The sequence below is a fragment of the Streptomyces rubellomurinus genome, from assembly GCF_000961885.1.
Taxonomy (GTDB): domain Bacteria; phylum Actinomycetota; class Actinomycetes; order Streptomycetales; family Streptomycetaceae; genus Kitasatospora; species Kitasatospora rubellomurina.
The window spans coordinates 59,687-77,868 of record NZ_JZKH01000007.1; the positions used below are offsets into that span (position 1 = coordinate 59,687).

Genomic DNA, 18,182 nt, shown 5'->3' on the forward strand with positions numbered 1-18,182 from the left:
GTTCGTGGCCATGACGAATGCACCGATGATCGAACTTCGCGACACGACGAAGAAGTACGACGACGGCCCGCCCGCACTGGCCGGCGTCACCCTGTCCGTGGCGGCTGGTGAGTGCGTGGCGATCCTCGGTCATTCCGGCAGTGGCAAGTCCACGCTGCTGAACCTGATCGCGGGTCTGGACAAGCCTTCCAGCGGCACCGTGACCGTCGACGGCACCCGCGTCGACCAGCTCGGCGAGGCCGATTCGGCGCGGTACCGCCGGGCCTCCATCGGCATGGTCTTCCAGTTCTTCAACCTGCTGGACGACCTGACCGTGTTGGACAACGTCATGGTTCCGGCGCAGTTGGCCGGGATGGGCAAGCGCGAAGCGCAGCGGCGGGCCGTCGACCTGCTCGGCTCGCTGGACATCGACCGGCACGCCAAGACCTATCCGCAGCGGTTGTCCGGCGGGCAGCGGCAGCGGGTGGCGGTGGCCAGGGCCCTGATGAACGACCCGGCGCTGCTGCTGGCCGACGAGCCGACCGGCGCTCTGGACTCGAGCTCGGCCGAGGACGTGCGCGAGCTGCTGCTGGAGCTGAACAGCGACGGCCAGACCATCCTGCTGGTCACCCACGACGTGCAGCTGGCCGCGAGCACCGCGGGCCGCACGATCGAGTTGGTGGACGGCTCCGTGGCCCGCGACGTGGTCAACCCGGCCGGCGGCGCCACCGTCAACAGCTCGGCGGGAGCGGTCCGTTGAGCGCCCTGGGCAAGGTCGTACGCTCCGGCGTGGGCCGCCGTCGGGTCCAGTCCGTCGTGATGGCCCTGACGACGTTCGCGGCGGTGACGTCCGCCGTGCTCTCCCTCGGCCTCCTGGCCGTCGTGCAGGCGCCGTTCGAGCACGCCTTCCGTGCTCGGGACGGGGCGCACCTGGCGGTCCAGTTCGACGGTGCGAAGGTCACGGCCGCCCAGGCCACCGCCACCGTGCACGCCGCCGGCGTCACCGAGGCGTCCGGGCCGTACCCGGTCGCCGCCGCCCTGGACACGACCGTCGGCACCGACTGCCCCGACGAGGCCCTCGCCGGTCACGACAACGGTCCGCTCACCGTCACCACCCGGCCCGACCTGGGGAGCACCTCCGGGATGGACCAGCTGGCGCTGACCCGGGGGCGCTGGCCGACGAACCCGGGCGAGATCGCCCTGCCGTGGCAGCACTACGCCGCCGACTGCTTCGGCGCTTCGGTGGTGTTCTCCTCCCTGCCGGGCAGCCCGTCGTTCAAAGTCGTCGGCTTCGCCAACTCGGTGACCAACAGCGCGACCGCCTTCGCCACCGCCGACGGTTTCGCGCGGCTCACCGCGGCCGGTGCCAAGTCCGACGTCCAGATGCTCTACCGGTTCGCCACGGCCGGGACCGCCGCCGACATCGCCACCGACAAGCAGGCGGTGGCCGCCGCCGCGCCGGCGGGCGCGGTCGAGGGCGGGCAGTCGTACCTGACCGCGGAGCAGCAGGCGACCGGGAACGCCAAGGCCTACGTGCCGTTCCTGACCGCCTTCGGGATCCTCGGGCTGTTCATGTCGGTGCTGATCATCTCGATCGTGGTCAGCGGGGCGGTGGCCTCGGGAATCCGGCGCATCGGGATCCTGAAGTCGTTGGGCTTCACCCCTGCGCAGGTGGCCCGCGCCTACACCGCGCAGGCCATGATCCCGGCGACCCTCGGCGTGGTGCTCGGCACGGTCTCCGGCAACCTCCTGGCCGTGCCGATCCTGGGCGAGGCCACCAAGCAGCTCGGCGCGGCCAGCGCGGCCGGTGCCACGATTCCGTGGTGGGTCAGCGCCGTGGTGTCGCTGGGCACCCTGCTGATCGTCGGCGTCACGGCTGTGATCCCGGCACTGCGGGCCGGCCGGATGCCGACGGTGCGGGCCCTGGTGGTCGGCCGCGCCCCCAAGGCCGGGGGCGGTCGGGCGGCGCAGCGGCTGGCCTCGCGGCTGCCGCTGCCCCGGGCCGTGTCGATGGGCCTGGCCCAGTCGTTCGCCCGGCCGGCCCGGGCCGTCACGGTCGGTGCGGCGGTGCTGTTCGGCGTGGTGAGCGTCACGTTCGCGGTGGGGCTGGAGTCCGGGTTCACCAAGTACCTGGACACCAGCACCTCGGGCTTCAACGTCGCGTCGGAGATCGTGATCCCCACGGCCGACGTGGGCGTGCCCTGGGGTCTCCACGGCCCCAACGACCCGCGCACCCCGCACCTGGATGCCACCGAGGTGGCCGCCGCGCTCGCCGGGATCCCGGGCACGAAGACCGCGTTCGGCTGGGGCGACAGCGGTGCGACCATGGTCGGCGCCCCGCCCGGCGGCGAAGCGCCGAGGGTGTTCACGGTCACCGGCGACTTCTCCTGGACGCACATGGAGCTGCTGTCCGGCCGCTGGTACTCGGCGCCCGGCGAGGCCGTGGTCGGCGACAAGCTGGCCTCGGCGGTGGGGATCCACGTCGGAGACGACGTCACCGTGGTGCAGCAGAACAAGCACCTGTCGCTGAAGGTCGCCGGCATCAACTTCGACACCAACCAGGGCGACTACACGGTCATGACGGATGCGGCCACCTTCACCGCCGCCGGCCTGACCCCGCACATCGACCAGTTCAACGTCCAGCTGGCCTCGAACGTCAGCGGATCGGACTGGTCCACCTCGGCAGCCGCCGCGCTGACCCCGCTGAACGCCTCGGTCGAGTCGAACTCGGGCTGGGGCAAGAACATCGTGATGATCACCATGGGCGCCCTGGTGGCCACGCTCACGCTGATGATGATCGCGGTCGCCGCGCTCGGGGTGCTGAGCATGGTGGTGCAGGACACCCGGGAACGGGTCCACGATCTGGGGATCCTTAAGGCCCTCGGGATGACGCCCAAGCAGACCGTCGCGATGGTCCTGACCTCGGTGACACTCACCGGCCTGATCGCCGGGCTGATCGGCGTCCCGCTCGGGGTCGCGGTGGAGAAGGCGACGCTGAGCCCGATGGGGGACGCCATCGGCCGGCACCTGCCGCCGAGCGTGTCCCACGTCTACACCCCCGGGCTGCTCATCCCCCTGCTGGCCGGCGGGATCGTGATCGCCCTGCTCGGGGCACTGCTGCCGGCCGGCTGGGCGGCCCGGTCGCGGACCGCCACCGCGCTGCGGACCGAGTAGGACGAGCGGGGCGCAGCAGGGCCGAGCAGGGCGCAGCAGGGCCGAGCAGGGCTGAACAGGGCCGCTGGTCGCCGCGGCAAAGCGGTGCTGGGCACCGCACAGCGCGGCAGGAGCGCCGATGCCGACCTCCCCGGTTGATCCCCTCGGGAGGTCGGCACGCCGGCTCAGTGTCCGGCACCGCGCGGCGGATCCTTCCGGGCGTGCCGCATCCTGACGGCGACCCCGCCGGCCAGGACGAGGACAGGGGTGGACCAGGCGGCCCAACCGGTCCACGCCTGGCCGGAGCCCCCGTGGACCGCCAGCACGACCCCGGGGGCGACCACCAGGACCACCACCATCCAGCCGATCAGGTCGCGCCACTGGCTGCGGGGCGGGTCGTACCTGTCGAGGTCCACCGGAGCGGCCTCGACGACGACGGCGTCGGCGGGGAGGTAGCCGCTGGAGCGGGCCAATTGCGCTGCCTTGCGGCCGGCGGCCGTGCGGAAGGCCGCGAACCTGTCCTCGTACACCACGAACAGGTTCGGCCAGGCGCCCACGACCGTCGTCCCCCGCTCGTGCGCCGACTCGTAGGTCGTGCTGATCAGTTCGGCGAGCGCGGTCCACTCGGGCAGATCGGTCAGTCGGGCGAGTTCCGCGAGGCGGGGCAGGACGTCCGTGATCGCCGCGGGGCCCGGCCGGGCGGGCTCGATCGGTCGGGGGTCGAAGAGCAGGACCAGTCGCCGTAGATAGTCGGTCAGGTCCTGCCAGCACTCCTCGGCGCCGCTGCCCTGCTTCTCGGTCGTGGTCGGGAGGCTCTTGTCGAGCTGCGCCAGCAGCGGCTCCGAGTTCAGCGCCGCGAGCTTCCGGGAGCCGACCGCCCGGGCCCGGATGGTACGGAGCATGGCTTCGGCCTCGGCCGCGGCGGTGTCCAGCGCGTGGCGCTCCCGCGGCTTGGGTCGCTGGACCAGGTCGGTCCTCCCTGCCTGCTCCAGGTGTCGCCGGACGACGGCCCACCTCAGCCGCCACTCCTCCGCGTCCGCGCCGTCGAGCTCCGCGAGGGCGACCACGAGGCCCAGGGGCGGGAGCTTCACGGCGTTGAACGCCTTGGAGAACTCCGACTGCGACCAGTTGAGCGCCGCGGCGAGCTCCTTCAGGGTCCGGCGGCCCTTCAACTCCCGCAACTCCCGGGCGAACTCGCGCAGGATCGGGTCGAGCCCCGCGATGTCCAGGCTCTTCGAGGGCCGCCCGGGCCCTCGGCGCGCCGGTTCCCCGCCGTCCGTGCGACTGCCCCCGGGTATCGACACGCTGTCAGACTAGCCAGCTTCGAGGGCGGCCGACAGCCGTCTGCCCAGGCCCCCGGAAAGAATTCGCCACCGCCTCCGACGGGCGGGAAAGAACCGGCGCCATGCGGCGAAGAAGCTCCGGCGAACCGGAAACAACGATCGCGCCCGCCGGCCCCGGACCGCGGATACAACCGAATCGGGCCCCGAAGCGCGGGGTCCGAAACGGGAGGGAAGGACCACCGTGGGCATGCACCGGAAGAGCCGTCAGGACGACCGCCGCATCGACGTGATCGTGATTCTGGCCATCCTGGCCACCGGCGTTCTGCTGATCGTTCTGGGCGTCCAGGCCGACTCCCTGGGCACCATCGCCATCGCCCTCTCCGGGCTCTACACCAGCTGGAGCACCACGCGGCCCTCGCCCCCGGCGAACGGCCCGGCCGCTGCGCCCCGTTCGCCCGAGGACGCGCGCGACGCGTAGCCGTCCGCCGGAGCCACGCATCCGGCGGGCGGTCGGTCGTACACGGTGTCGGCTCGATACGATCAGATGGTGATCACTTCCACTGCCCGCACCACGGTCTTCGACATCGACGGCACGCTCTGCTTCGACGGCCGGACCATCGACCGCCGGATCCTGGCCGCCATCGAGGCCTGCGAGCGCGCTGGTCACCAGCTCGTATTCGCCTCCGCCCGACCGGTCCGCGACCTTCTGCCCGTCCTCGACGGGGCCTTCCCCACCGCCACCCTGATCGGCGGGAACGGCAGCCTCGTCTCCGTCGACGGCCAGGTCCGGGCTCGGGCCGCGTTCGACGCGGGCGACCTCGGCAAGTTGCTCGTCGAGGCCGACCGGTTCCGGGCGGGCTATCTCGCGGACGGTCCCTGGGACTACGCCTACACCGGGCCTGCCGACCACCCGATCCTCGGCCGCGTCGACCAGGGCCGCCTCGCGCGCCGGGTCGACCTCACCGAACTCATCGCCGTCGTGAAGTTCCTCGTGGTCGATGCGACCGACATGGCAGCCCTCGCCGAGGCCGGCCGCGCACTCGGGATGACCGTCAACCACCACCTCGACGAGGCGATCATCGACTTCGCCCCGGGCACCACGAACAAGTGGGAAGCCCTCTCCTCCCTCGGCATCGACCAGTACAACGCCTTCGGCAACGACATCAACGACTTCGACCTGCTGCTCAACGCACAGCACTCCGTCCGCGTCGGCACCCACCCCGGCCTGGACGACGTCGCCCACGTCACCGCCGCCCCCGACCCGGAGGCTGTCGCCGCAGAGATCACCAGGCTTTGCCGCAGCGGCGCCTGCTGACTGAGGCCCGTGGCCCGTAGGCGCTCGAAAACCGGTGGACCAGCGCCGCCGTGCGCACTTACCGTGCTGCCGAGCCACGTCGTCTAGGCAAGGACGTTCCGTTGTACACCCTGTGAGACCTCCCGATTGCTGATCTGTCGCGCGTCGCGCCTGTGCGCCGCGCTGCTTTTTGCTGCGGACTTCTCACACTGAAACCGGTGTACTTCTGTGCTCAACACCTGGGTGGTCATGCCCACCTGCCTTCCGACCGTTCTGCGCCGTTGCCCCGCGTGCGACTCCGACCGCTTCCGGGCGAACGGCAAGTTCCGCGTCAACGCGAACCACAAGCTCCTCGACGCCTGGCTCCTCGTGCTCTGCACCGCTTGCGGGGACACGGCGAAGCTCACGGTCCTGGAGCGGACGAACGTGCGCTCCGTCCGGCCTGAGCTGCTGGACCGGATGCACGACAACGACCCTGGCCTGGCAGCCGAGTTGCTCCAGGATCCGGTCCTGCGGCGCCGTAATCGCATCGCCCTCGACTGGGACGACGCCTGGCGACTCGACACCGGCGGATCGGATCACCTGGACCGCGAGGTGATCGACATCTCGGTCCGCTTCGCGGCGCGGATCCCCGTCCGGCCGGTGCGGCTGATCGCCGAAGGGTGCGGCCTTTCGCGGGCCGAGGTCGAGAGGCTGATCGCGGAGGGCAAACTCGTCTCGGCGGTCCGGCTGAGCGGCAAGCTCTCCGGCGACTTCACCTTCACGCTCAAGCGCTGACCCCTCCCCGGGGACCAGGGGCCTGTCCGGCGGGATCCGCCGGACAGGCCCGGAAGGTTCGCCCGGTGGGTGCGATCAGTCGGAGCGCGCCGCCTTCCATATCCATGAGGTCCGGCGGGGAGGGGCGTCGGGAAACAGCCGGGCGAGCACGGCCGCGCACAGCGGCGCGGGCGGCTGCCATTCCACGGCCAGACCCTGCGTGATGTCGTGGGTGTGCAGCAGGATCTCGGCGACGCCCATGGCCGCGAAGCCCTCGGGGTCGCAGGGGCCCCAGTGCCAGGCCTGCGAGCTCGGACCGGCCGCGGCCAGGACGCAGCTGAGGAGCCGGCCGCAGGCGGTGTCGTCTGGAGTACCTCGGTCGTTCAGGCGCCGGGGAGTTCGTCGGTCTTGACGGCGGTGACGAACGCCGTCCACGCATCCGAGGGGAACGTGGGCGCCGGTCCGCTGGGGTTCTTGGAGTTCTGTACGGCCATGCCGCTGCTGACGACACGCCCGTGCAGCTGCGCTCGGTGCACGGACGGGCCTGTTCGGCGCTGCGCTCGGCTCAATATCCGAGCTACTGTGGATGTTATGACTGTGGCCTTTGAGGACGTGCCATTCAGCGAACTGCTTCACCACCCGGCCGCGACAACGCGCAGGCTGGACGCCGTCCGCGCGCTCCGACTCCGGAGACGCGATTCCGAGGATCTCGCCTTGATGCGCATCGATCAGATGGAGCGCGACGCCACTGTCGTGGACTTCACCTCCCGCCTGATGGCGGGGCTGGTGCGCACGGGGAACGCCGCCGTTCTTCGCCAAGCGCTGCCCGAAGCCTTGCCGTGGATCACCTTCCTGCCGGATGGGGACGTCGAGACCCTGCTCGCCGAACTGGTCGACACGGCGCGCGGCGCGGTGGCGTTGGACAACCTTGCACCGATCGCGCTGCTGCTGGCCCAGTGGAAGCACAGTGCCGAGGTGTACGCGGATCCGGCTTTGCTGGCCATTCTCACCCGCGAGCCCGAGGGCGACCTCGGTCCCGTCCCTCTGCCGAAGCCGGTCGAGTGAGCCCGAAGCGCGGCGACCGGGCCGCGCCGCCACCCACCGGAGACGAGTACGACCTTCGGTTCGCCAACTCGGAAGCAGCGGAGGGTTGGGAGGACCTGGGCAGGCAGGCAGCGGGAAATCTGCGCCGGGCCTTCGAGCGGATCCGTGTTGAGCCGCGTACGGTCGCCAGCCCCGACCGCCAGCACCGGCTCAAGGGGGCTCTCGGCACTGCACTCTTCAAAGGGCAGCAGTTGGAACGCTGGCAGTACGAGGTCACGGGCGGCGGGCGCCTCTGGTACCTGATCGACGATGCCAATCGCACGGCCTGGATCACCTATGCGGGCACTGGCCATCCCAAGGCCACCGACTGACCCGCTCAATCAGCAGGACGGCGCGGCGCCGAATTCGGGCTCCGGCGGCCGGGTTTCAGGGGCGGCAGCGCGGAGGGGTTGCGTGAGAAGTCGGCGGAGTCGACTTCTCACGCAGCTGTGCGCAGCGCAGTGGATGGCGCGCGGGTGGTCAGTGGTGGTGCTCGGCCGGGGTGGTGGTGCCCGTGGTGAGGGTGAAGGCGGCGGTGTGGACGGTGTCGGCGTGCTGGAAGTCGAGGAAGAGGCGGTAGGCGCCGGCGCTGGGGGCGGTGGCGTGGAAGGTGATGGCGGGGCCGGGGGTGGTGCTCTGCGGGTGGACGTGGAGGTAGGCGAGGTCGCCGGCGCGGAGGGCGACGAGGTGGCCGTAGGCGCCGAGGTAGGGCTGGAGGTCGGTGACCGGCCGGCCGTCCTTGCTGACGCTCAGGGTGAGTTGGTCGCCGTGGCCGGGGGTGAGGTCGCCGGTGAGGGTGACGGTGTAGCCGTCCACGGTGACGGTGCGGCCGGTCTCGGGCAGTGGTGCCGGGCGCAGGTCGCCGGCGGCGTGCAGGTCGGCGCCGAGGGTGAGGCCCTCGGTCTCGCCGTCCGGGAGGAAGTCGGCGAAGACGCGGTACTCGCCGGCGGCGGGTACGGCGGCGCGGGCGCTCCAGGTGCCGTCCGCGGCGCGGGTGGGGTGCAGGTGCTGGAAGGTGGAGAGGTCGCGGGGGGCGACGATCAGGTGCAACTCCTTCTCGTGCTGCGGCTGGTAGGCGGTGAGGGCGTGGCCGTCCGGGCCGAGGATGCGGAACCGCAGGTCGGTGGGGGCGCCGGCGGTGACGAAGGGGTCGTCGACGCTGAGGGTGTAGCCGCGGTCGGAGATCTGTAGGCCGCCGGGGAGGTGCGCGGCGTCGTCCGATGCGTGGTCGCCGTGGCCCGCGTGCTCGCTGTGGCCGGCCGGGGCGGGCTTGCCGTTGGGGCCGACGGCGTGGCCGACGCCGAGGGCGAGGGCGAAGGCGGCGGTGAGGCCGACGGTGAAGGCGGTGACGCGCAGGGCGGTGTTCATGGCGGGGTGCTCCTTCGAGGGGTGAGGTTCAGGGGGTGCGCTCAGGCGCGCATCAGGCGGGCGATGGCCTGGGTGGCCTCGGCGACCTTGGCGTCGGCCTCGGCGCTGCCGCCGTCGGCGATGGCGGCGTGGACGCAGTGCGCGAGGTGGCTCTCGAGCAGGTGCAGGGCGACGGACTGCAGGGCCTTGGTGGCGGCCGACACCTGGGTGAGGACGTCGATGCAGTAGGTGTCGGTGTCGACCATGCGGTGGAGGCCGCGGATCTGGCCCTCGACGCGGCGCAGTCTGCGCAGGAGCTGGTCCTTCTCGTTGCGGTAGCCGGCCATTCGGCCCTCCTCTCGGGTCCTGTCGGGACGGTGTCGGCCCGGCTCGATGCCCTGAGTGAATACCCCCAAGGGGTATCGAGTCAAGCGGTTCGAGGGCTCCGAAAAATACCTATGGGGGGTATCGGCGAAGGCTTGCCATCGATACCCCCCTGGGGTACAAATGGACTCGGCGCCGCCCGATACCCCTCCCAGGTATCACGGACCCCGCCCGCACCACCGCACCACCCCCTGTCCGACCAGTCACGAGGAGCGACCATGACCACCCAGGCGCCCGCCTCCACGGAGGTGGAACTCTCGATCGGCGGAATGACCTGCGCCTCGTGCGCGGCCCGCATCGAGAAGAAGCTGAACCGGATGGACGGCGTCTCGGCCAGCGTCAACTACGCCACCGAGAAGGCGAAGGTCAGCTTCGACGGCGGCGTCGAGGTCGCCGACCTGATCGCCACCGTCGAGGCCACCGGCTACACCGCCGCCCTGCCCAAGCCGCCGGTCGCCGAGCAGAACGGCGACCAGGCCGAGCCGGCCGACGAACTGGCCCCGCTGCGGCAGCGGTTGTTCACCGCGGTGGCGCTGGCCGTGCCGGTGATCGCGATGGCGATGGTGCCGGCCCTGCAGTTCGACAACTGGCAGTGGCTGTCGCTGACCCTCGCCGCCCCCGTGGTCACCTACGCCGCCTGGCCGTTCCACCGGGCCGCCTGGACGAACGCCAAGCACGGCGCCGCGACCATGGACACCCTGGTCTCGCTCGGTACGGGCGCGGCGTTCCTCTGGTCGCTGTGGGCGCTGTTCTTCGGCGACGCCGGGATGCCCGGCATGCGGCACGGCTTCGACCTCACCATCGGCCGCAGCGACGGCTCGTCCAACATCTACCTGGAGGCCGCGGCCGGCGTCACCGCCTTCATCCTGGCCGGGCGCTACTTCGAGGCCCGCTCCAAGCGCACCGCGGGCGCCGCCCTCAAGGCACTGCTCGAACTGGGCGCCAAGGACGTGACGGTGCTGCGCGGCGGCGGCGAGGTGCGCATACCGATCGGCGAACTCGCCGTGGGGATGCGGTTCGTGGTCCGGCCCGGCGAGAAGATCGCCACTGACGGCACGGTCGTCGAGGGCGCCTCCGCGGTGGACGCGAGCATGCTGACCGGCGAGTCCGTCCCGGTCGAGGTCGGCGTGGGCGACGCCGTCACCGGCGCGACCGTCAACGCCGGCGGCCGGCTGGTCGTCGAGGCGACCCGGGTCGGCGCGGACACCCAGCTGTCCCGGATGGCCAAGCTCGTCGAGGACGCCCAGAACGGCAAGGCCGCCGCCCAGCGCCTCGCCGACCGGATCTCCGCCGTCTTCGTCCCGATCGTGATCACCCTCGCGGTCGCCACGCTCGGCTACTGGCTCGGCACCGGAGAGGGCTGGACCGCCGCCTTCACCGCCGCCGTCGCCGTGCTGATCATCGCCTGCCCGTGCGCCCTCGGCCTGGCCACCCCGACCGCGCTGCTGGTCGGCACCGGCCGCGGCGCCCAGCTGGGCGTGCTGATCAAGGGGCCGGAGGTGCTGGAGTCCACCCGCAAGGTCGACACCATCGTCCTGGACAAGACCGGCACCGTCACCACCGGCCAGATGACCCTGCTCGCCGTGCACACCGCCGAGGGCGTCACCGAGGCCGAGGCGCTGCGCCTGGCCGGCGCCCTGGAGCACGCCTCCGAGCACCCGATCGCCCGGGCGATCGCCACCGCCGCCGCCAAGGCCGGTGAACTGCCCGCCGTCGAGGGCTTCGAGAACGTCCCGGGCCTGGGCGTCCAGGGCGTGGTCGACGGCCACGCGGTGGTCGCCGGCCGGGAGGCGCTGCTCACCGAGTGGTCGCAGCACCTGTCGCCGGCCCTGGCCGAGGCCAAGCGCACCGCCGAGGCGGCCGGCCGTACCGCGATCGCGGTCGGCTGGGACGGCGAGGCCCGGGCCGTCCTGGTGGTCGCCGACGCGGTCAAGCCGACCAGTGCCGAGGCGATCGCCGAGCTGCGGCGCCTGGGCCTGACCCCGGTGCTGCTGACCGGCGACAACCGGGCGGTGGCCGAGGCCGTCGCGGCCGAGGTCGGCATCGAGCCGCAGCACGTGATCGCCGAGGTCCTGCCGCAGGACAAGGTGGACACCGTCAAGCGGCTGCAGGCCGAGGGCAAGGTCGTCGCGATGGTCGGCGACGGCGTCAACGACGCGGCCGCACTGGCCCAGGCCGACCTGGGCCTGGCCATGGGCACCGGTACGGACGCCGCCATCGAGGCCGGCGACCTCACCCTGGTCCGCGGCGACCTGCGCGCGGCGGCCGACGCGATCCGGCTCTCCCGCCGCACCCTGGGCACCATCAAGAGCAACCTGTTCTGGGCCTTCGGCTACAACGTCGCCGCGCTGCCGCTCGCCGCCGCGGGCCTGCTCAACCCGATGATCGCGGGCGCCGCGATGGCCTTCTCCTCGGTCTTCGTGGTCGGCAACAGCCTCCGGCTGCGCCGCTTCCGCTGAACCGTTCGACACCGGCAGGGCCGAGGCCCCGGAACCCCGTGAAGGGTTCCGGGGCCTCGGCGTTTCGATTACGTACGGTAGTGGTCGGCCCGGCGGGTGCGGTGGTCGTGCGGGTCCGATCCGACCTGTTTTTGGCCGGTGTTTTGCCTGCTTTTGGGGGATCGCTCACCGTTCTCCTAACCTGCCGAGACCGGGCCGAGATGTGACGCTCCGAAACTTGTTAGGCAAGGCTTCCCTGTCCTAAGTTCTCGCCGACGCCCTGCCCGTCAGGCCGACGCCCCGCCCGTCCGGCCCACCCCCGCTCCCTCCGGAGGACTCACCATGCCCGGAACCGTCCGGCCCCTCGCGGGCCTGTCCCTCCTCGCCGCCTGCGCGCTCGCCCTCACCGCGTGCGGCAGCTCGGGCGGCAGCGCGCCCACGGCCTCCGGCACCGCGCTGGCCGGCCAGACGATCACCGTCTACAGCGGCCAGCACGAGCAGACGGTCAAGGCGCTCGCCGAGGACTTCACCCGGCGCACCGGCATCAAGGTCGAGCTGCGTTCCGGCGACGAGGCCGAGCTGGCCAACCAGATCCTGCAGGAGGGCGACGCCTCCCCGGCCGACGTCTTCTACGCCGAGAACCCGCCCGCGCTCACCGTCCTCGGCGACAAGGGCCTGCTCGCCAAGGTCGCCCCGGACACCCTCAAGTCCGTTCCGGCCGCCGACAGTTCCGGCAAGGGCGACTGGGTCGGCGTCTCCGCCCGCACCTCCGCCTTCCTCGCCGCCGCCGGCAAGGGCGCCGACACCGCGCCGCCCGCCTCCGTGCTCGACCTGGCCAAGCCCGAGTGGAAGGGCCGCCTGGGCATCGCCCCGAGCGAGACCGACTTCGCCCCCGTCGTCACCCAGGTGGTCAAGGCCGAGGGCGAGGACGCCGCCAAGCAGTGGCTCAAGGGCCTCAAGGACAACGCCAAGGTCTACGACAGCAACGAGACCCTCTCCGCCGCGATCAACAGCGGCGAGGTCGAGGGCGGCGTCATCGACCACTACTACTTCTACCGGATGCGCGACGAGAAGGGCGCGGCCCAGACCCACGCGGCCCTGCACTACTTCCCCAAGGGCGACCCGGGCTCGCTGGTCGACGTCTCCGGCGCCGCCGTCCTCGCGCACGGCAAGCACCAGGCCGCCGCCCAGGCCTTCCTCGGCTACCTCGCCTCCGCGCCGGCCCAGACCGTCATCGCGAACTCCGCGAGCTACGAGTACCCGCTGGTCGCCGACGTGAAGGGCAAGCCCGAACTGCCCGCCCTGGACGGCATCGGCACCGTCGCCGACCCGGCCGGGCTCGGCGACGGCAAGCAGGCGCTCGCCCTGCTCCAGGACGCCGGTCTGCTCCAGTGACGAAAGCGACGAGAGCGACGACAGCGGCGACAGCGGCGACAGCGGCGACAGTGAGGACAGCGACGACAGTGACGACCCCTGCCGTGGCGCGCCGGTGGCGGGGCGCCGGCCTGCTCGCCCCCGTCGCCGTCGCCGTCGTCGCGGTGGTCGCCTCGCCGCTCGGCTTCGTCATCGCCCAGGCCGGGCAGGCCGGTTGGGAGCAGACCCGGCGCCTGCTCGGCCGCCCGCTGATCGCCACCCTGCTGTGGCACACGGTCGGCCTGGCCGCCGTCGTCACCCTCGCCACCGCCGTCCTCGGCTTCGGCGCCGCCTACCTGGTCGAGCGCACCACCCTGCCCGGGCGCCGGGCCTGGACCGTCGCGCTCGCCCTGCCGCTGGCCGTACCGGAGTTCGTCCGCGGCTACTCCTGGGTGTCGCTGTTCCGCTCCGTCCACGGCTACTGGGGCGCGGTGCTGGTGATGACCTGCTCGCTCTACCCGCTGGTCCTCCTCCCGGTCGCGGCCGCCCTGCGGCACGGCGACGCCGCCGCCGAGGAGGTCTCCCGCTCGCTCGGCCGCGGCCGCCTGGCCACCCTCTGGCGGGTCACCCTCCCGCTCACCCGGCCCGCGCTGGCCGGCGGCGTGCTGCTCGTCTCGCTCTACCTGCTCGGCGAGTACGGCGCCTTCGCGATGCTGCGCTACACCACCTTCGCCACCGCCGTGTTCACCCAGTACAAGCTCGGCTTCGACGCGGCCTCCGCCTCCCTGCTCACCCTCGTCCTGGTCGCGCTCGCCCTGCTGCTGGTCGCCCTGGAGGCCTGGGCGGGCCGCCGGGCCCGGGTGGTCCGGCACGGCGCGCTCGCCCGCACCGCGCCGCCCGTACGGCTCGGCCGCTGGACGGTGCCCGCGCTCGCCGGGCTGGCCGCGCTGGTCGGCGTCGCGCTCGGGGTGCCGCTGTACGCGCTGGCGTACTGGCTGGTCAAGGGCAGCTCGACCACCCTGCCCTCCGCCTCCGTGCTCGGGGCCACCCTCGCCACCCTCGGGTACGCGCTCGGCGCGGCGGTCACCGCCACCCTCGCCGCCGTCCCGGTCGCCCTGTACGGCTGGCGGCGCGGCAGCCGGCCCGCCCGGGCCGTCGAGCGGGTCGCCTACCTCACCCGGGCGCTGCCCGGCATCGCCGTCGCCCTCGCCGTCGTGTACTTCGCCGTCCACTGGGCTCGGCCGCTCTACCAGCAGCCGCCGATGCTCGTCGCCGGGTACGTGGTGCTGTTCTTCCCGCTGGCGCTGACGGCCGTCCGTGCCGCCCTCGCCCAGGTCCCGCCCGGCGTCGAGGAAGCCGCCCGCTCGCTCGGCACCCGGCCGCTCGCCGTCCTCGCCAGGGTCACCCTGCCGCTGGTGCTGCCCGGCCTCGGGGCCGCCGTCGCCATGGTCGGCCTCACCGCCTCCACCGAGCTCACCGCCACCCTGCTGCTGCGGCCCACCGGCACCCAGACCCTGGCCACCGAGTTCTGGGTGTACACCAGCGGCCTCGCGTACGGGGCGGCGGCGCCGTACGCGGCCCTCATGGTGGCGCTGTCCGTGCCGTCCGTCCTGCTGTTGACCCGCCGAGCCCTCCGGAGTGGTTCATGACCGGTCCGTCCGTCGGTCTCACCGTCACCGACCTGCACGCCGCGCACGGGCGCAGCCCGGTCCTGCACGGCATCGACCTCACCGTGCCCGAGGGCGCCCTCGCCTGCGTGCTCGGCCCGTCCGGCTGCGGCAAGTCCACCCTGCTGCGGGTGCTGGCGGGCTTCCACCCGGCCGCCGCCGGGCAGGTCGTGCTGCACGGGCGGGTGCTGGACGACGGGCGCGACCGGCTCGCCGCCGAACACCGGGGCATCGGGCTCGTCCCGCAGGACGGCGCGCTCTTCCCGCACCTGAGCGTCGCCGCCAACATCGGCTTCGGGCTGCCGCGTTCGCAGCGGCGGGCCCGGGTGGCGGAGCTGCTGGAGCTGGTCGGCCTGCCCGGGCTCGGCGAGCGGCGCCCGCACCAGCTGTCCGGCGGTCAGCAGCAACGCGTCGCGCTGGCCCGGGCGTTGGCGCCCCGGCCGCGGCTGCTGCTGCTGGACGAGCCGTTCGCGGCCCTGGACGCCGCGCTGCGTGCCGAGCTGCGCCGTGAAGTCGCGGCCACGCTGCGGCAGTCGGGGACGACGGCGGTGCTGGTCACCCACGACCAGGACGAGGCGCTGTCGTTCGCCGACACCGTCGCGGTGCTGCGGGACGGGCGGATCGCGCAGTGCGGCAGCCCGGACGAGCTGTACCACCGGCCGGTGGACCCGGCGGTGGCCCGGGTGCTGGGGGAGGCGAACCTGATCCCCTGCGAGGGGGCGGGCGGTGCGGCTCGGACGGCCTTCGGGCCGCTCGCGCCGGCGGCCCCCGGGGCGGTGTCCGGGAGCGGCCTGGCCCTGCTCCGGCCGGGCCAACTCCGGCTCACCGCCGAGCCGGTGGCGGGTGCCGTCCCGGCGAAGGTGCTCGGCTGCGACTTCCGGGGCCACGACCACCGGGTCGAACTCCGGCCCGAGGCGGCCGGGTTGCCCGAGGTGCTGGTCGCCGCGGCCGACCGGGCGTGGCCGGTGGGCGGCGAGGCGTACGTGGCGGCGGTCGGGCCGGTGCACGTGCTGCCGGGGGCCTGACGCGGGGCGACGCGGGTGCCGGGCGGCGGTTTGCGTTGATGCCGCCCGGCGCCGCGGTCGAGCTGTTATGAAGGGGGAGTGGATGACAGGATCATGCCCCCGATCGACCGGATGCTCGCGGAACGCGCCTGCGAGCGCCTCATCGTGGACTTCGCGCACCGCCTCGACCTCGGCGAACCCTCCTCCGTGGCCGAGCTGTTCACCCCGGACGGAAGCTGGCACTGGCCGCACGGCGCCCGCCGCGTCGAAGGCCGCGACGCCCTCCGCGCCTACTTCGCCTCGCGCCCGTCCGACCGGCTGTCGCGCCGCCTGATGACGAACCTCCTCGTCACGGTGGAGTCGCCGACGACGGCCCGGGCCACCTCGTACCTGACCACGTACCGGGTCGACGGCCACCCGGGCGGCATGATCGAGCCCCGCCTGCCGACCAACGTCGGGCACTACGAGGACACCTTCCGGCTGATCGACGGGCAGTGGCTCCTCGCCACCCGCACCGTGCACCTGCCGTTCGGCGCCGACACGGCGCGACTGTCGTCCTGAAGCACCGGCGAGCGCGGAGGACCTAGTCCTCCGGCAGCCCCACCGCCTGCCAGCGGTACGCCGCGTCCTCCTGCCAGACCTGCAACTCGCCCTCCACCACGGCCGCGAGGCACAGCCGCCAGTCGTCGCCCATCGCCAGCGCGACCCGGGTGGCCGGGCGCAGGGTGGGGCGCCACCAGCGCGGGCGGCGGGAGGCCCCGCCGGCGGGCAGGCGCAGCCGGACGCCGCCCTCGCCCGCGAGGGCGATGGTGGGGCCGCCGCGGTGGCCGACCATGGCGAGGCCGAGGGCGGGCTCGCCGTCGCCGATCTCGGCCGGGGGCGTCGGCGCGCCGAGGCCGTGCAGCCGGGCGGAGCCGTCCGCGCGCAGGGTGGCGGCCTGCGGGCCGGCCGAGGTGCGGGCGAGCGCGCCGGTGCGCAGCGGGCCGGACGGGCCGAGCGGGGTGTCGGGGCCGCCGGAGCCAGGGCGGCAGGCCAGCGGCTGTCCGTGCCGCTCGACCAGGACCAGCCAGGCGCCGGGCCGTTCCTCGATCGCGGCGAGGACCCGGTCGGCGCGGCAGTCGGGGTGCTCCTGCCCGGTGAGGGTGAGGCCGGGCGCCCAGCGGTAGGAGCGCAGGACGCCGCCGGCGGCCGTCCAGACCGTCAGCTCGCCGGCCGCGTCGACGGCCCCGGCCAGGCCGTTGACGCCGCGCGCGGCCTCCCACCAGCCGGCCGCCGTACCGACCCAGAGGGCGCCGGAGCGGTCCTCGGCGCAGACCACCAGCTCGCCCTGGCGGCCGGCCCAGCCGGCCATCAACTCCCTTACGGCGTACGGACCCTGTCCGGCGGGTGGGCGGTGCTCGGCACGCCCGGGCCCGGCCAGCGCGATGCCCTCGGCGCCGGCGGTGGCCACCAGCGGCCGGCCGGAGCGGTCCGGCAGCACCGCCAGGCCGACGGTCCGGGCCACCGGCCGGTGGGCGTGCAGCAGTTCGCGTCCGCGCGCCGCCCACGGGCCGAGCGGGGACGGGCGGCGCTGCGGCTCGCGGGCCAGCGGCTCGCACGCCCACTGCGCCAACTCCTCGCCGTAGCCGGCCGCCAGCAGTTCGGCCCGGGTCTGCTCGGCGGCCAGCCGGTGGTCGAGCCGGGCGTGGTCGGGCAGCAGCAGGGTGCGGGCCAGGGTGCCGACCGCGAAGAGGTCCTTGGCGGTGGTCGGGTAGCCGCCGACCTGCTCGGCCTCGGGCGGGACGTGCCCGGGGGTGAACACGGCGACGGTCAGGGCGTGGTCGAGCGGGGCGAGGAAGGTCAGGTCGATCAGCTTGACCTGCCCCTGGCCGTCCACGAGCACGTTGGCGGGGGAGATGTCCCGGTGCACCCAGCGCTTGCGGTGCAGTTCGTCGACGATCCGGCACAGCCGTGCCAGCACCTCGGCCATCGCCGCCGGGCCGCCGTGCCGGCCGCGCGCCCAGGTGTGCAGCGGCACGCCCTCGACCCACGGCGAGATCTGGTAGCCGAGCAGCCCGCCGCTGGGCGCCGCCCCGGGCCGGTGCGGGGCCGGCCCGAGCAGGAAGCTGGGCACCACCAGGTCGGTGACCCCGAGGCGGTGGGCGTTGTGCGACACGTCGTCCCAGCGCCCCAGCCAGCGCCGCACCTCGGACGGGTCGCGCTCCAGCATGATCTTGGCGGCGACCAGCTCCTTGAGCCCGCTGTGGCCGGTCCGCACCGCCCGCCACACCTCGGCCTCGCCGCCCCGGTGGTGGAACTCCAGCAGCTCGTACTGCTCGGGGTCGAACTCCGGTCCGAACCGGAGCCCGGGGACCCAACGCGAACCGGACAAACGCGACCCCCGACGCTCTCACCGCTGCTGCCTGCAGCTGTTGCCGTGCTGTTGCTGCGCTGTTGCCGTG

Annotated in this window: 18 protein-coding genes; 12 read left to right on the plus strand and 6 right to left on the minus strand. The window is 73.4% G+C overall.

Annotation, left to right across the window (positions count from 1 at the left end):
- Nucleotides 1-10: 10 nt before the first annotated feature.
- Nucleotides 11-739 (plus strand): ABC transporter ATP-binding protein, encoded by a 729-nt coding sequence (locus VM95_RS05590; protein WP_045692913.1) that lies wholly within the window; start codon nucleotides 11-13, stop codon nucleotides 737-739.
- A 59-nt stretch (nucleotides 740-798) separates the two neighbouring features.
- Entirely contained in the window at nucleotides 799-3,153 is a 2,355-nt protein-coding gene (locus VM95_RS05595; protein ID WP_208615409.1) for an ABC transporter permease, read from the plus strand.
- 164 nt (nucleotides 3,154-3,317) lie between these two features.
- Here the strand turns inward: VM95_RS05595 and VM95_RS05600 are convergent, their stop codons facing one another.
- Nucleotides 3,318-4,436, minus strand: coding sequence for a helix-turn-helix domain-containing protein (locus VM95_RS05600; protein ID WP_157881996.1), 1,119 nt, complete (start codon nucleotides 4,434-4,436; stop codon nucleotides 3,318-3,320).
- 226 nt (nucleotides 4,437-4,662) lie between these two features.
- Here VM95_RS05600 and VM95_RS05605 point away from each other — a divergent pair, with 226 nt between their 5' ends.
- The 3 genes from VM95_RS05605 to VM95_RS05615 all read left to right on the plus strand — a co-directional run bounded on the left by VM95_RS05605 (nucleotide 4,663) and on the right by VM95_RS05615 (nucleotide 6,486).
- Complete coding sequence (locus VM95_RS05605) at nucleotides 4,663-4,893, plus strand: hypothetical protein (protein WP_045692916.1); 231 nt, start codon at nucleotides 4,663-4,665, stop codon at nucleotides 4,891-4,893.
- Between the two features lie 66 nt (nucleotides 4,894-4,959).
- Nucleotides 4,960-5,730 (plus strand): HAD hydrolase family protein, encoded by a 771-nt coding sequence (locus VM95_RS05610; RefSeq protein ID WP_045692917.1) that lies wholly within the window; start codon nucleotides 4,960-4,962, stop codon nucleotides 5,728-5,730.
- A gap of 207 nt (nucleotides 5,731-5,937) precedes the next feature.
- Complete coding sequence (locus VM95_RS05615) at nucleotides 5,938-6,486, plus strand: DUF1062 domain-containing protein (protein WP_045692918.1); 549 nt, start codon at nucleotides 5,938-5,940, stop codon at nucleotides 6,484-6,486.
- 75 nt (nucleotides 6,487-6,561) lie between these two features.
- On the opposite strand, the gene VM95_RS44085 is transcribed toward VM95_RS05615, so the two are convergent.
- Together VM95_RS44085 and VM95_RS39960 are read right to left on the minus strand one after the other, a co-directional pair.
- Complete coding sequence (locus tag VM95_RS44085) at nucleotides 6,562-6,726, minus strand: hypothetical protein (protein WP_244178643.1); 165 nt, start codon at nucleotides 6,724-6,726, stop codon at nucleotides 6,562-6,564.
- A 122-nt stretch (nucleotides 6,727-6,848) separates the two neighbouring features.
- Complete coding sequence (locus VM95_RS39960; protein ID WP_078859624.1) at nucleotides 6,849-7,001, minus strand: DUF397 domain-containing protein; 153 nt, start codon at nucleotides 6,999-7,001, stop codon at nucleotides 6,849-6,851.
- A gap of 181 nt (nucleotides 7,002-7,182) precedes the next feature.
- On the opposite strand from VM95_RS39960, the gene VM95_RS05625 reads away from it, so the two are divergent.
- Entirely contained in the window at nucleotides 7,183-7,530 is a 348-nt protein-coding gene (locus tag VM95_RS05625; protein WP_244178644.1) for a hypothetical protein, read from the plus strand.
- On the plus strand, nucleotides 7,527-7,880 hold the full coding sequence (locus VM95_RS05630) for a hypothetical protein (RefSeq protein ID WP_045692920.1): 354 nt from the start codon (nucleotides 7,527-7,529) through the stop codon (nucleotides 7,878-7,880). The genes VM95_RS05625 and VM95_RS05630 overlap by 4 nt, the downstream gene beginning before the upstream one ends.
- Nucleotides 7,881-8,028: 148 nt before the next feature.
- Here the strand turns inward: VM95_RS05630 and VM95_RS05635 are convergent, their stop codons facing one another.
- Both VM95_RS05635 and VM95_RS05640 read right to left on the minus strand, forming a co-directional pair.
- The gene (locus VM95_RS05635; protein WP_045692921.1) at nucleotides 8,029-8,916 is read right to left on the minus strand and encodes a hypothetical protein; all 888 of its coding nucleotides are present in this window, start codon (nucleotides 8,914-8,916) and stop codon (nucleotides 8,029-8,031) included.
- Between the two features lie 41 nt (nucleotides 8,917-8,957).
- A complete protein-coding gene (locus tag VM95_RS05640; protein ID WP_045692922.1) occupies nucleotides 8,958-9,242 on the minus strand; it encodes a metal-sensitive transcriptional regulator in 285 nt (94 codons plus the stop codon).
- Between the two features lie 255 nt (nucleotides 9,243-9,497).
- Here VM95_RS05640 and VM95_RS05645 point away from each other — a divergent pair, with 255 nt between their 5' ends.
- From VM95_RS05645 to VM95_RS05665, 5 genes are all read left to right on the plus strand, one after another.
- Nucleotides 9,498-11,738, plus strand: coding sequence for a heavy metal translocating P-type ATPase (locus VM95_RS05645; RefSeq protein ID WP_045692923.1), 2,241 nt, complete (start codon nucleotides 9,498-9,500; stop codon nucleotides 11,736-11,738).
- A 321-nt stretch (nucleotides 11,739-12,059) separates the two neighbouring features.
- The gene (locus tag VM95_RS05650; RefSeq protein ID WP_045692924.1) at nucleotides 12,060-13,112 is read left to right on the plus strand and encodes an iron ABC transporter substrate-binding protein; all 1,053 of its coding nucleotides are present in this window, start codon (nucleotides 12,060-12,062) and stop codon (nucleotides 13,110-13,112) included.
- A 68-nt stretch (nucleotides 13,113-13,180) separates the two neighbouring features.
- Entirely contained in the window at nucleotides 13,181-14,719 is a 1,539-nt protein-coding gene (locus VM95_RS05655) for an ABC transporter permease (RefSeq protein WP_045692925.1), read from the plus strand.
- Nucleotides 14,716-15,762: an ABC transporter ATP-binding protein gene (locus VM95_RS05660; RefSeq protein WP_052706760.1), complete on the plus strand. Its 1,047-nt coding sequence runs from the start codon at nucleotides 14,716-14,718 to the stop codon at nucleotides 15,760-15,762. Before VM95_RS05655 ends, VM95_RS05660 begins: the two co-directional genes overlap by 4 nt.
- Before the next feature lie 93 nt (nucleotides 15,763-15,855).
- On the plus strand, nucleotides 15,856-16,302 hold the full coding sequence (locus VM95_RS05665) for a nuclear transport factor 2 family protein (RefSeq protein WP_045692926.1): 447 nt from the start codon (nucleotides 15,856-15,858) through the stop codon (nucleotides 16,300-16,302).
- Nucleotides 16,303-16,324: 22 nt separating this feature from the next.
- Here the strand turns inward: VM95_RS05665 and VM95_RS05670 are convergent, their stop codons facing one another.
- Nucleotides 16,325-18,112, minus strand: a complete 1,788-nt coding sequence (locus VM95_RS05670; RefSeq protein ID WP_045692927.1) for a protein kinase domain-containing protein — start codon at nucleotides 18,110-18,112, stop codon at nucleotides 16,325-16,327.
- Nucleotides 18,113-18,182 lie beyond the last annotated feature (70 nt).

What these genes read in the sequence shown, in the direction of transcription:
- VM95_RS05590 (WP_045692913.1), top strand. Translation starts at nt 11, where the DNA reads ATGACGAATGCACCGATGATCGAACTTCGCGACACGACGAAGAAGTAC.
- VM95_RS05595 (WP_208615409.1), top strand. Translation starts at nt 799, where the DNA reads ATGGCCCTGACGACGTTCGCGGCGGTGACGTCCGCCGTGCTCTCCCTC.
- VM95_RS05605 (WP_045692916.1), top strand. Translation starts at nt 4,663, where the DNA reads ATGCACCGGAAGAGCCGTCAGGACGACCGCCGCATCGACGTGATCGTG.
- VM95_RS05610 (WP_045692917.1), top strand. Translation starts at nt 4,960, where the DNA reads ATGGTGATCACTTCCACTGCCCGCACCACGGTCTTCGACATCGACGGC.
- VM95_RS44085 (WP_244178643.1), bottom strand. Translation starts at nt 6,726, where the DNA reads ATGGGCGTCGCCGAGATCCTGCTGCACACCCACGACATCACGCAGGGT.
- VM95_RS05625 (WP_244178644.1), top strand. Translation starts at nt 7,183, where the DNA reads ATGCGCATCGATCAGATGGAGCGCGACGCCACTGTCGTGGACTTCACC.
- VM95_RS05635 (WP_045692921.1), bottom strand. Translation starts at nt 8,916, where the DNA reads ATGAACACCGCCCTGCGCGTCACCGCCTTCACCGTCGGCCTCACCGCC.
- VM95_RS05640 (WP_045692922.1), bottom strand. Translation starts at nt 9,242, where the DNA reads ATGGCCGGCTACCGCAACGAGAAGGACCAGCTCCTGCGCAGACTGCGC.
- VM95_RS05645 (WP_045692923.1), top strand. Translation starts at nt 9,498, where the DNA reads ATGACCACCCAGGCGCCCGCCTCCACGGAGGTGGAACTCTCGATCGGC.
- VM95_RS05650 (WP_045692924.1), top strand. Translation starts at nt 12,060, where the DNA reads ATGCCCGGAACCGTCCGGCCCCTCGCGGGCCTGTCCCTCCTCGCCGCC.
- VM95_RS05660 (WP_052706760.1), top strand. Translation starts at nt 14,716, where the DNA reads ATGACCGGTCCGTCCGTCGGTCTCACCGTCACCGACCTGCACGCCGCG.
- VM95_RS05665 (WP_045692926.1), top strand. Translation starts at nt 15,856, where the DNA reads ATGCCCCCGATCGACCGGATGCTCGCGGAACGCGCCTGCGAGCGCCTC.